Origin of the sequence: Paenibacillus sp. FSL R7-269, assembly GCF_000517865.1 — a bacterium.
Classification (GTDB): Bacteria; Bacillota; Bacilli; order Paenibacillales; family Paenibacillaceae; genus Paenibacillus_AQ.
The window spans coordinates 23,753-36,145 of record NZ_ASPS01000115.1 but is presented as its reverse complement, the minus strand read 5'-3'; the positions used below and the strand labels follow the sequence as shown (position 1 = coordinate 36,145).

At 45.7% G+C, this 12,393-nt stretch carries 13 protein-coding genes; 9 read left to right on the top strand and 4 right to left on the bottom strand.

Annotated features, from left to right (window positions below; translation table 11 throughout):
- Positions 1–18 precede the first annotated feature (18 nt).
- The 8 genes from C162_RS37735 (at position 19) to C162_RS31890 (ending at position 8,112) form a co-directional block, all read left to right on the top strand.
- The gene (locus C162_RS37735; protein WP_076161002.1) at positions 19–231 is read left to right on the top strand and encodes an Apre_1838 family putative sactipeptide bacteriocin; all 213 of its coding nucleotides are present in this window, start codon (positions 19–21) and stop codon (positions 229–231) included.
- A 72-nt stretch (positions 232–303) separates the two neighbouring features.
- Positions 304–2,139 (top strand): ABC transporter ATP-binding protein, encoded by a 1,836-nt coding sequence (locus C162_RS31920; RefSeq protein ID WP_036701809.1) that lies wholly within the window; start codon positions 304–306, stop codon positions 2,137–2,139.
- Positions 2,111–3,361 (top strand): insulinase family protein, encoded by a 1,251-nt coding sequence (locus C162_RS31915; protein ID WP_036701807.1) that lies wholly within the window; start codon positions 2,111–2,113, stop codon positions 3,359–3,361. The genes C162_RS31920 and C162_RS31915 overlap by 29 nt, the downstream gene beginning before the upstream one ends.
- A gap of 93 nt (positions 3,362–3,454) precedes the next feature.
- Complete coding sequence (gene vanR / locus C162_RS31910; RefSeq protein ID WP_036701805.1) at positions 3,455–4,150, top strand: VanR-ABDEGLN family response regulator transcription factor; 696 nt, start codon at positions 3,455–3,457, stop codon at positions 4,148–4,150.
- Entirely contained in the window at positions 4,140–5,276 is a 1,137-nt protein-coding gene (locus tag C162_RS31905) for a sensor histidine kinase (protein ID WP_235218592.1), read from the top strand. The genes vanR and C162_RS31905 overlap by 11 nt, the downstream gene beginning before the upstream one ends.
- A 1-nt stretch (position 5,277) precedes the next feature.
- A complete protein-coding gene (locus tag C162_RS31900; RefSeq protein ID WP_051494088.1) occupies positions 5,278–5,832 on the top strand; it encodes a VanZ family protein in 555 nt (184 codons plus the stop codon).
- 136 nt (positions 5,833–5,968) lie between these two features.
- On the top strand, positions 5,969–6,856 hold the full coding sequence (locus C162_RS31895) for an ABC transporter ATP-binding protein (protein ID WP_036701803.1): 888 nt from the start codon (positions 5,969–5,971) through the stop codon (positions 6,854–6,856).
- Complete coding sequence (locus C162_RS31890; protein WP_036701801.1) at positions 6,856–8,112, top strand: ABC transporter permease; 1,257 nt, start codon at positions 6,856–6,858, stop codon at positions 8,110–8,112. The genes C162_RS31895 and C162_RS31890 overlap by 1 nt, the downstream gene beginning before the upstream one ends.
- A gap of 50 nt (positions 8,113–8,162) precedes the next feature.
- Here C162_RS31890 and C162_RS31885 read toward each other — a convergent pair whose 3' ends face one another.
- The 3 genes from C162_RS31885 to C162_RS31875 are packed head-to-tail and all read right to left on the bottom strand — an operon-like array spanning position 8,163 to position 9,889.
- Complete coding sequence (locus C162_RS31885; protein WP_036701800.1) at positions 8,163–8,801, bottom strand: hypothetical protein; 639 nt, start codon at positions 8,799–8,801, stop codon at positions 8,163–8,165.
- A complete protein-coding gene (locus C162_RS31880; protein WP_036701798.1) occupies positions 8,798–9,307 on the bottom strand; it encodes a flavoprotein in 510 nt (169 codons plus the stop codon). Before C162_RS31880 ends, C162_RS31885 begins: the two co-directional genes overlap by 4 nt.
- Before the next feature lie 12 nt (positions 9,308–9,319).
- Positions 9,320–9,889: a TetR/AcrR family transcriptional regulator gene (locus tag C162_RS31875; protein ID WP_036701796.1), complete on the bottom strand. Its 570-nt coding sequence runs from the start codon at positions 9,887–9,889 to the stop codon at positions 9,320–9,322.
- A 204-nt stretch (positions 9,890–10,093) separates the two neighbouring features.
- On the opposite strand from C162_RS31875, the gene C162_RS31870 reads away from it, so the two are divergent.
- Positions 10,094–11,104: a ketoacyl-ACP synthase III gene (locus C162_RS31870; RefSeq protein WP_036701795.1), complete on the top strand. Its 1,011-nt coding sequence runs from the start codon at positions 10,094–10,096 to the stop codon at positions 11,102–11,104.
- Positions 11,105–11,344: 240 nt separating this feature from the next.
- Here the strand turns inward: C162_RS31870 and C162_RS31865 are convergent, their stop codons facing one another.
- A complete protein-coding gene (locus tag C162_RS31865) occupies positions 11,345–12,370 on the bottom strand; it encodes a LacI family DNA-binding transcriptional regulator (RefSeq protein WP_036701881.1) in 1,026 nt (341 codons plus the stop codon).
- Between the last annotated feature and the right edge of the window lie 23 nt (positions 12,371–12,393).

Below are 12,393 nucleotides of genomic sequence, written 5' to 3'. Positions count from 1 at the left end.
TAAAGAGGAGGAAGAAGTATGAAACTGATTAATCCTGTCGGACGGGACATGAGTTCGGGTCTGGAAGCGCACTTTGAGCCTATGGCATGTATGTGTGGTTCCGGCGGTGGCCAGTTTACCGGTGCACGCGGCAATAGTGATAGTTGCTTCCACTGCGGCTGTGATTGTACCAGCTCGAGCTATGGTTCCGGCAATGATAGAAACGCTACTACTACGATTCACAGAAGCTAACACAATCTAAATTAACGGGAAGAAGTTCTGCTGTTAAGGGCTTCTTCTTGTTGATTTGTGGTAGGTGAAAAGATGAAATCACTACTTACTGATTTTTGGAATAACATTGGCGTTGCTAGTAGAACTTTGGGTTTTGTCTGGAAGGCATCGAAGAAAACAATGACTGCAATCTTAATTATCACGCTTCTTCTTGGAATTATCGTCCCGGTGAATACCATTATATGGGGGCGGTTTCTGAATACACTAGCTTACATAAACAGTGATTATGGATTAAGCGATGTGATATTGTGGCTTGCTTTAAATTGTGGGATTTGGGTGCTGAATGGCATCCTCCAAAAAATAAGCAAGTTTTATAAGGATATGCAAAGTGATTATCTGAATTTGTACATAACAAATATAATTCTTGATAAAATTAACGGTTTGGAAATCATACATTTTGATGATCCCATTTTGTATGACCAACTTAATAAGGTGAACAGTGAGGCATTAGGCCGATCTATCAGTGTACTTAATAATTTAGTGTCTATTCTTCAAAATGGTGTAGTTCTATTAGGAGTAATCGGAATCATTGTTTTATATAAGCCAGCTATCATTGGACTACTTTTGTTGACCTTCATTCCTGTGCTGGTTATCAATATTAAGATATCCTCAAGATTGCATACCATTTATAACAGCAGACTGGAGAATCTGCGCTTGGTCACGGCGATCAAGTCATTAATGATTAGATACGAAAATATTAAAGAGCTTAAAATTGCCCGTGCGGGGGAAGAGTTGATTCAAAGGGTTTCAACTACGTATAAAAAATATTTAACTGAAGACAGAGGTATCCGAAAACGGAATACAGCTATTCAGGCATTTGGAGATTCCCTCGAATTGCTCACTAAGTTCTGTTTTACCCTGTACATCATTATTGATGGTATAAAACGAAAACTCGGTGTAGGCCTTATTGTAATGTATATCAATTCCATTGAGAATCTTATGCAAGCCATTGGAAATATGATTGTGACCTTTGCTAATACTTACAATGATAACTTATATATGAATACTCTATTCGATTTGTTGGATAAAGAAACCACCTCCTCGTCATTAGGGAGTGAGGTATCGCTCAAGAATTTCCGAAGCATTATCCTGCATCATGTGTATTTTAAGTATCCGAAACTGGATACGTATGTTCTTGAAGATATTAATTTTGAGCTAAGGGCTGGACAATCCTATCTTATTGTGGGTTTGAACGGCTCCGGTAAAACCACCCTTATCAAAATACTAAGCGGATTGTATGAGCCTAGCTGTGGCGATATAACTGTTGATGGCGTTAATATCCGATCCTTCAGCAAAAATTCTTACAGGAACAACTTTTCGGTGGTATTCCAGGATTTCATTCACTATCCAATGAGTGTGGAGGATAATATCAGGTTCGGCAAATTTGAAGATAAAGAGCATACATTGAGAATGTATGATTCCGCACAGCGTACGGGAGCTGCGGAATTTATTAATAAGCTACCCCATAGCTATCAAACTCAATTGCAAAATGAATGGTCCGAAGGAACTGAAATTTCTGTCGGTCAGTGGCAAAAGCTTGCAATTACCCGGGCTTTTTTCGCGGATGCACCAATAACCATTATGGATGAGCCTACGGCATCCCTTGACCCTGTTGCTGAACATGAGTTTTACATGGGAATCAAAGAGATGATCAGAAGCAGAACCTGCATTTTAATTTCACACAGATTTACTACAGCCAAACTGGTGGATCAGATTATCGTGATTGACGATCATCGAATCAGCGAATGCGGTTCATTTGAAGAGCTTATGTGCAAAGACGGCAAATTCAAAGAATTATTCACACTTCAGGCCGAGAAATATAATTTAGGAGACGGTGTCAATGAAGGAAGGCTGTCTGTACTTGGATAATTATTTGAATTTGGATTATGTACACTTCAGGAAAGAAGCTAAGGCCCAAGATGCCATCATTACACTAGCTGTCAAAGTAGGTTCTGTTGATGATAGGGAATGCAAAGGGATAGCGCATTATCTGGAGCATATGCTCATTCTCTCTCTAGCGAATGCTTCGCAGATTGCTCCCGGTCCGTTCAGGATTAAAGGAACAACGGATTTTGATAAAACACTCTATGAAATAACTTGTTCTGATAATACGGATGATATCTGCCAGGCTATTAAACTGTTACTAGAAATTTACTCGGGGCGGTTGTTAAAAAAGAGCGATATGGAGGAGGCTTATAGAGATATCAATGAAGAATATGAGCGGTTAAATGAGAATAATCCACACAACCTTTTCAAGATCCTGATGGATAACTCTGAACTGATTGACTCGTTACCTCTGGGAACCAGAGATTGTCTGGATGATATTACTTATGAGGAAATGCAAGCGTTCCACCAAAGGACATACTGTAGAGCGTTAGCCCATATCTTAGTGGTAAGCTGGAGCAATGACGAGAAGCTGAGACAATGCTGCCGTGATAATATGGAAACTATCAGGACTGTCAAGCGATTTCAGCCATTAAATGAAGAGCGCCAAGCCCCTATGTACAGTGCTGTAGCTAATAAATATGTATTCAGAACAGTAGAAGCTACCAAGTGTAGCTTATTTGTGTACGAAGCACAGACAGGCTCTGAAGATCGTTCTCGTGGAAAAGTCGTTAAGGATATCGGCCTTGTAGTTTTGGATTATTGTCTGCGGATAATCTTTTCAACGGATGCTATCTATGTCGCTAAGCTTCGTTACAATGAATTCTATACATTTCTCTGTATTTATTTTCCCATGTCAATCAATCTTGAGAGTGGGTTATATACCAATCAGATTTTCCGATTTATTTATCGTGAAACGATTAGTTTGTTAGCCGCCAATGACTTGCTGCCGGAGATTATTAAAGCCTACAGAAATCAAATTATGGAAAACGAACTAACGCGAGAGCTGATTATGAAAGAATTAATATCTTCGGCTCTTTATCATGAACCCATATATGCAATGAAAGAATATTGTTCGATTCTTAATGAGGTATCTTGTGAACTGGTTTTAGAGCAAATATCAGCTTGGCTTAACCAGGGAGAAGAGATTGCGGTAGTAGTTGATGAAGCATGGCTGAATGGAAGCATGTACGCTATTTTAGGATAATCTTAAGAATTTAATAAGAAAAATACTACATTCTCTCCTGGGATTTTCTGCTACAATGGCTGTATTCATGCAATGAAGGCAGGTGATAACCAAATGATTGAAAATATTGTAGTGGTGGATGATGAGCAAGCCATCACCGATCTTATTGAAATTTATTTGAAAAATGAAAATTACAATGTTGCAAAATTTGATAATGGGCAAGATGCTCTAGACTATATTGAGCGCGAACAAGTTGATCTCGCTATTCTGGATATTATGCTCCCGGATCTTAACGGGTTTATGGTATGCCAGCGTATTCGGGAGAATCACCATTTTCCTGTCATTATGCTAACGGCCAAGGATGAAGAGACGGACAAAATTACTGGTCTTACTCTGGGAGCGGATGATTATATAACCAAGCCGTTCCGTCCGCTTGAAATGGTTGCACGTGTGAAAGCGCAGTTGCGCAGGTATACAAAGTACCGGTCCATATCTAAGTCGGACGAAGGCATCATATCCTATTCGGGCTTACGTATGAATGTGGACACGCACGAGTGCTGGCTGAACGAAGAGGCCTTGTCTCTTACACCCACTGAATTTTCGATTCTCAGAATGCTGTGTGAGCATAGGGGAAGAGTGGTTAGCTCCGAGCAGTTATTTCATGCGATATGGGGAAATGAATATTACAATAAAAACAACAATACGATCACTGTGCATATCCGGCATCTGCGTGAAAAAATGAAGGATTCCGTAGACCATCCGAAATGGATTCGGACAATCTGGGGAGTTGGATATAAAATTGAAGCGTAAAAAGCCATTGACCCTGAAATACTCAAAGCTGAGAGCGAAAGTATTTATTAGGATGCTTGTATTGATTGCTCTTGCTCTTGTGGCAGTGGATGGGCTGTATCTATTAGTGCGGGGAAGGCTGGGCGAGGAGGGTGTCCGGCTGTTGCAATTCTTTACAGGATATGAGTATGAACAGGCGCTTTCAATTTACAATAGTGCTCTTCGTGAACATTGGGAGATCATTATGCTGACTGTCATATCAGCATTTTTTTTACTGTTTTTTTATTTTTCACTATCTTGGTTTACTAAGTACTTTAATGAGGTCGATACAGGAGTCGATGCTTTAATCCAAGATGATGCGGAGATCAAGCTGTCGCCGGAGATGTCTTCAATGGAGCAGAGGCTGATATTTGTTAAGCAAACTCTGCAAAACCGTGCTCTGGAGGTACAGGTGACTGAGCAGAACAAAAGAGATCTTGTGATGTATCTGGCGCATGATATAAAAACACCGCTCACTTCTGTCCTTGGATATTTAAGCTTATTGAATGAAACTCCCAATTTGCCGTATGAGCAGCAGCAGCATTATATGAAAATAGCGTTGGATAAGGCGTATCACCTGGAGCGTTTAATCAATGATTTTTTTGAAGTTGAACGGTATAATCAGCAGACCTTCCAATTGAATCAGCAGCTTGTCGATATCTCTTATATGCTGGTCCAAATGCCGGATGAATTCTATCCTATACTATCACCCGCCGGGAAGAAGATGATTGTTGAGGTGGAGGATACGATAACGGTTCATGGTGATTCTGATAAATTGGCGCGGGCATTCAATAATATTCTCAAGAATGCCATCGCCTACAGTGATGATAACAGCACGATTGAGGTATCCGCGAAGACTCTTGAGGGTAGGGCAATTATTACCTTCATGAACATCGGAGCGATGATTCCGGATGATAAACAGGATAAAATATTTGAAAAGTTCTACCGTTTGAATGATGCGCGTTCTACGAAGACTGGAGGGTCAGGTCTTGGGCTTGCTATTACCAGAGAAATTATTACCCGGCACGGGGGAGAGATTGACCTGCAGAGCGGCCAAGGGACAACAGTATTCTGTGTCCGGCTGCCGCTTTTCTCACAAGGAGGTTAATATGGCTGATTTAATAGGCTATTTCATCATCGGAGGAATATTGATTGCCGCAGTTGCAGTGCTCTATCTGCCGGTGTTTTTCTTATTGAAGGAGAGAGTGAGTGTAGTCCGGCAACTGAGCATATTATTATTTGCCGGAGCTTGTCTTATTGTGCTGTATGCTACAATTTTCTCCGCATGGGGGGAAGACGCTTTCCATCCGAAGGTCTATCATTTGAATCTTATTCCCTTAAGCTGGCTCAGGGCTTCAGAAGGCATGTCTGAGGAGAAGATGCTTGTGCAGGCTGTTGCCAATATCATTATGTTTATTCCATTCGGCTGCTCTCTACCCTTGTTATTTTCAAGGCTGAGGTCTTTCGGGCGAAGCGCAATGATAGTCTTTACTGTAAGCTTCATGATTGAGTTTGTGCAATATTTTCTGGGGGCGTCTGCAGATATTGATGATATTCTCCTGAACCTGATAGGAGGAATGCTGGGCTATTGCTTGTTTAAGGTTAGCTTCAGCTACCTTCAGCGCTCTAAGCGTACTCCCGGACCAAGTAGAAATAAATCTTAATACTTTCTTAGGATTTTCTAAATAAAATAACGATGCAATATTAAAGTTCAATCTGCTTATCCGAGATAAAATTAATCTTGGGTAAGCAGATTTTTGTATGTATTCGGAATTTACAAGCTTCTGGGGAGGATGGAGTATGGAATTAGTATTGGATAAACTCACAAAGCAATTTGGCCGTAAAACTGCAGTCGATCAAATGTCAATTCAAATGCAGGCTGGAGTATACGGCATGCTGGGAGCGAATGGGGCTGGAAAGACAACTCTGATGCGTATGATCTGTGGTGTACTTAAGCCTACACAGGGCTCTGTTTATTTGGATGGAAGAACGCTTGAGGATTTAGGTGAGAATTACCGTAGCGCCCTTGGATATCTTCCGCAGGATTTCGGTTATTATCCGGATTTCACCGCCAAGGATTTCATGCTCTATGTTGCCGCACTGAAGGGAATATCCCCGCAGGATGCCAGAATCCGTAGTTCGGAATTACTGGCGATGGTTGGGCTAACTGAAGTTTCCGCTAAGAAAATACGTACATTCTCGGGTGGTATGAAGCAGCGGTTGGGAATTGCTCAAGCCGTTCTTAACGACCCGCGCATATTGGTGTTGGACGAACCTACTGCCGGACTTGATCCGAAAGAGCGGGTACATTTCCGAAATTTAATTGCAAACTTCGCCAAAGATAAAATCGTTATATTGTCTACGCATATTGTATCCGATCTCGAATACATCTCCGATACCATTTTAATGATTAAGGATGGCAAGCTGCTTATTAATCGTCCGGCTGACCGCATCGCACATGAAATGGATGGCAAGGTATGGAGGTGCGTATTGCAGAAGAAGGAGGCGGAAGCGGCCAGTCGTTCATTCTGTGTAGCCAACCTGCATCATGGAGAGGATGACAGGGTTGTCCTCCGTGTACTCAGTGATACGATTCCTATGGAGGGAGCCTTGAATGAGGCACCTACACTTGAGGATCTGTATTTGTACCATTTTCATAACAATATGAAGGAATACAGGGGGCTCTAATGAATAGCTTATTCAAATACGAATTCATGAAAATTGCCAAGAAGCGAATGAATTTAGTCGTAGTTCTGGTCAGCTTATCACTAACCTTGCTCTTATTTATTCTACCCGTCAAAAGCTATATTTCACTGGAGCGGGACGGTCACCAGGTCACTGGCATTGCCGCTATCCAGCTTGAGAAGGAGTATGCCCGAGAGCTTGCAGGCATGTTAACCGAAGAGCGGGTGGCAAAGGATATTGCCTCCTACCAGGCATTATTCTCTAAATCTGAGAATGTGGTCAAAGATGGAAGTCAGTTGAAATTGAAGGAAGATATGTTTACCCGTTACGTATTGCCATATTACTCCTACTACAAGATGATTGATGATGCTTTTTTGGAGCCTCAGGTTACAGATAACGGTCTTACAGTCCTCCGGGACCTGAAGTCCGAAGAAGCTGGTGAATTCTATAAGGCCCGCGAAGATAAGGTGACCAGTTATTTGAATATGGATTTTTCCGACTGGACATATTCAACTCAAGAGAAGGCCTTCTGGAATGCCAAGAACAGCCAGGTAGACGCTCCTTACGTATATGGTTACCATGCCGGCTGGAAAAGCCTATTTCAGTGCTTCGAACTGCTGATTGTATCTATTATAGCCATTTGCATTTGTGTTGCTCCTGTATTTGCAGGAGAGTATCAAACAGGCGCAGACAGCGTCATTCTATCTACCCGATATGGAAAATCCATGCTGATAAAAGCAAAGATTGCGGCAGCTTTCCTCTATGGCTTACTGATTTTTAGCATTCATCTGGGATTGGCTGCCGGTATTCAGCTTGTGGCGTTTGGAATGGATGGCTGGGACTTGCCATTGCAAATTCTGAATGTTACTATTCCCTACTCGTTCACCATGCTTGAAGCAGCATTGATATGGACGGGTATACTTTATTCGGTACTGTTCGGAATGATTTCAGTAACCCTCTTGTTGTCCGCCAAGATGAAAACAGCATTTGTAGTCCTTGTCATTGATGTGTTAATTGTTTTGCTGCCTGTCTTCTTAGGACTTAGCGGATCGAACGGCGTATTGAATCATATGCTTATGCTGCTTCCCTACATGGCAGTGCAACCAGTATTCCCAGCAGAGTATTCTTCATATTTTTCGTACCCTTTACCAGGTCTAACAATAAGTGTAATCACCATGAGGGTTGGGTTATATGTGATGGTCACTATAATATGTCTTCCATTTATCGGACGCGCTTTTAAGCGTCATCAAGTTCAGTAGCTTCGTCCGGGAATGGAGATTCCCACCTGCCACCGGAAATCATCGCCGGCCTACATCCGCCGCCGCAGGTCCTTCGGCTTCAGCCCGTTCTTCCGGGCCGTCCCGTGCCAGAAGAAGTGCGTGGCATTGAATTTCCAGGCGAAGCGCGGGAAGTTGGGGTTGATCAACAGAGATTCCCCGGAATTCCGGGACTGGATGTTCCCGGCCAGGCTGTGCATGGCGCGGCCCAGATTCTTCAGCGGGCCCCGGCCGAGCGGTACCTTCCCCAGAGAGCCCAGCATTTCGCCGGCGCCGTGGCCGATGCCTTGCCCGAAGTGAACCCCGGCGCGCTCGCACCAGTGTCTGAGGATATCAAGCGCAATCTGGTTTTGCTCACCTTCATAGAAGCCGTTGTTAATTAGTGCATAGACGTATATCTCCCGTTCGCGCTCTGTCTTTAGGTATCCTTCGAGGGTAACCAGGAGCTGGAACAGATGCGAGGGGATACCGTCATTATAGAGCGGGAAAGCCAGGACCAGCACATCCATGCGGCATAGCTCGCTGTACTCTTCTGGAGTGAGCGGTCTTTTATTCGGCGTATAGGCGTGCAGCTCGTTCCCGTCTGCAATCAGCGGCTCCAGCATCCCCAGCAGAAGGCCTGAGTTACTGCCGGTAGGCTTGGGGCTGCCGTTAATCATGGCAATGTTCATTGCAGGACCTCCCTAATGCTCTGCGGACTGGTATGGAAAAATACGTTATTGCCTGCCGAATACAGATTCATGCTATTAGCTGCAACGAGCCTTCTCGCTGTATCCTGCTCAGCCTCCGTAATGTCGTCGCCGTAGAAATGCACCGAGAGTGTGAACTGGTGATCATAGCGGCTGCGGTGACGGGTCGCTCCATCTTTGGTTACAAAATAGGGAAGGACGTAGGAGATACTCCGGTTCAGCACATTCACCACAAAGGGGCTATAGCTGCCGTACATACATTTACTGATGATCGTGAGTTCATCGCTGCGCGAGAACAGCTCGCCCAGATTGTCGTAGCCATCTCTCTTAATAACGCATGTCCCGGGAGTCCGGGTCCAGCAGCCGAAGCAGCCCATGCATGAATGAATTGCACCGCTATCCGAGATGACCGTTACTTCCTCTTGTGCCATATCCCCCAGCCAGCCCTTGAATTCTTGCTCCTGCAGATCGTGTATGATCGTTCTCAAGACTTCATCTCCTTAAAAGATAGATTTAAGCTCCAGCAGATCGCGCCAGTTGCCCGAATACTTAACCCCGTTATTGGTAAGCAATGCCGTAATTCCATGCACCATGGACCAGAGTGTGATTAGCTGAGGGGTGAACTCGGTCTCTGGCAGACCGTTGCTGCGGAACACTTCAAAGGCTGTAGTCCTGAACAGGACGAATGGCGGATAACTGTCAGCATCATAATTGTCCAGATTAATGATTATGCCGGAATGGTAGAACAGAAACTGGAAATACTGTGGATGCTCTACGAAAAAATCAATATAGGCCTGCCCAAGCCGGGAGATCGCTTCAAACTTACCTTCCTGGCCTTGAACGGAGACACGCAGCGAATCCATAAATTGCCCGGTGACATGCTCTCCCATGGCGGCTATTAGTTCATCTATATTTTTGAAATGGCTGTAGGGCGCGGTGTGGCTGACTTCACATTCGGCTGCGACCTTGCGCAGGGAGAAGCTGCTAATGCCGTCGGTGTTAATAAGCTTGATGCCTGCTTCAATGAGCTGGTTGCGTAAATTTCCGTGGTGGTAGGGTTTATCCTTCAAGAGTTGTGTTCTTCCTTTCCTTCTTGCCTATTATCTTAACATTGTAAAGATTGTAGCATGTGTTTTCGATCTTTACAATGCTAAGATATGATTGCTGCTGGGCGCTTCCGGGTATACATTTTGCAAAATAGTCAGGAGCAGGTTATAATTAGTACCAAGTGCTAATATCAGATACTATAAACTAAAAAGGTGAGGTGGGATCACATGACAGGTGCAAAAATTACAGCGATCGGATCTTACGTGCCAGCCCGCAGACTTACGAATCAGGACCTGGAGCAGATGGTGGATACCAATGATGAGTGGATTGTGCAGCGGACGGGTATCCGGGAGCGCAGAATCAGCCGCGAGGATGAATATACCAGTGATCTGTGTGCAGCCGCCGTCCGGGACATGATGAAGCGTTATGGCAAAAGCGTACAGGATGTCGATATGGTGCTTGTGGCGACCAGCACGCCTGACTTTTCTTTCCCATCTGTGGCCTCGATTGTGCAGAATACCCTTGGCATTCCGCTGACGGCGGGAGCGATAGATCTGAGCGCCGCCTGTGCCGGATTCGTGTATGCTCTGCATACGGCTCATGCGCTGGTATCCTCGGGACTGCATCATAAGGTGCTGGTCATTGGTGCTGATACGCTGTCCAGAATAACGGATTATACGGACCGTAGTACCTGTATTCTGTTCGGGGATGGAGCAGGGGCTGTGCTGGTGGAGAGCGGCGGGGCGAAGGATGACTTCATGGGATACCATCTCGGCAGTGACGGAAGCGGAGCGCAGCATGTCTACCGCACAGGGCTGGCTGAGAAGGTGAACGGAGTGGAACTCTCCGCGACAGGGCTGCTGGTGCAGAATGGCCGGGAAGTGTTCAAGTGGGCGGTCCGTACGGTTCCGCAGGGAGTACAGCAGGTGCTGAAGAACGCCGGAGCAGGTCTTGCGGAAGTAGACTGGTTCATCCCGCACAGCGCCAATCTGCGGATGATTGAACCCATCTGTGAACGGCTGAATTATCCGCTGGAGCAGGCACTATACAGTCTTGAAGCCTTCGGTAATACCTCGGCTGCCAGTATTCCGCTTGCGCTTGATCTGGGTATCCGCGAAGGGAAGGTGCGCAGCGGCCAGCAGGTGTTGCTGTACGGATTCGGTGCGGGTCTTAGTCATGCAGGTCAACTGGTTAGGCTGTCGCTGGACCCTCAGGTAGCTGAGCCTACCTCGCTGTGATGGATTGAGACTAATGAAGCAAGGACAGGCCGATGTGGGGGCCAAGCCGAAAAATGGTCCCCAAAATCAGAAAAACGGTGCCTTGAAGCAGCCCGTTAAATGAGCGATTATAGTATCGGAAGCGTTTTCGGGTGGGTGCATAGTGCATCCAAGCGAAGTTCTGAGCTGGAGGGGAGGGATCGCAGGGCAGGTCCGGAGAGGCAGAAGTTCAGCGTTACGGCGATCCGGTGGTTCAGGCGTTCAGCGGTTCAAATGTTTCAGCCCGCTGCCGCAGGATTCACGGACGATCAGCGCCGGTTCAACGACAAACGAGCCGCCTTCAGACTGGTTATTGATGAGATCGAACAACATATGGGCGGCGAGCACACCGAGGCGTTCTTTGTTCTGGCGGATGGTAGTCAGCGTAGGACTGGTATACTGGCAGGCCTCGATATCGTCACAGCCGATGATGGCCACATCCTCGGGAACACGCAGCCCCTTCTCCTTCAAGGCGCGGACTGCACCGAGGGCGAGGAGATCGGAGGCGGCGAAGACCGCTTGCGGCAAATTTCCCGATGCAATTAACGAATTCATTGCCGCATAACCGCTGGGCTCGAAGAAATCATCACCATGTACGAACCACCCCGGATTCATGGCCAGGCCGAAGCCGGCAATGGCTCTGACATACCCTGCTTCGCGCCGGTTGGAGATATCCGAATCCGCTGTACTGCCTATGAAGCCAAGCTCCCGGTGCCCGAGCAGATAGAAGTGCTCCACTACCTTGGAAGCAATCTGGTAATTGTCTGACATGACATAGCCGGATTTCTTGCCGGTCAGCTCCAGGTCAACGCCGATGCAGGGAATATGGCTCCGGTCCAGCTCCTGTATGGCTGGCTCCATCTTTTCTCCAGAGATAATAACACAGCCATCCACATGGAAATGCAGGCAACGTGAGTAGTAATCGCCGCTGTTAATGAACTTCTCATTCGAGAAGAAAATCAGGTCATACCCCAGCACCCCCATCTGCTTTTTGAACGAATTCAGCACCTCAACAAAAAAAGGATGGGTAAATTCCACATTCAGCTCACCGGCAAAAATAACCCCGATCAGATTCGACTTCTTGGTAGCCAGCGTTTTAGCGGAGCTTGAGGGGGTATATCCGGTTTGTTCGATGATTTCGAGCACTCTTCGTTTCGTTTTTTCGGAAACATCGCTGTAATTGTTCATGATTTTGGACACAGTCGATACAGAGACCCCGGCCATTTCGGCAATTTTTTTGATATTCATTTGCATGGCTATGCTCACCCCCG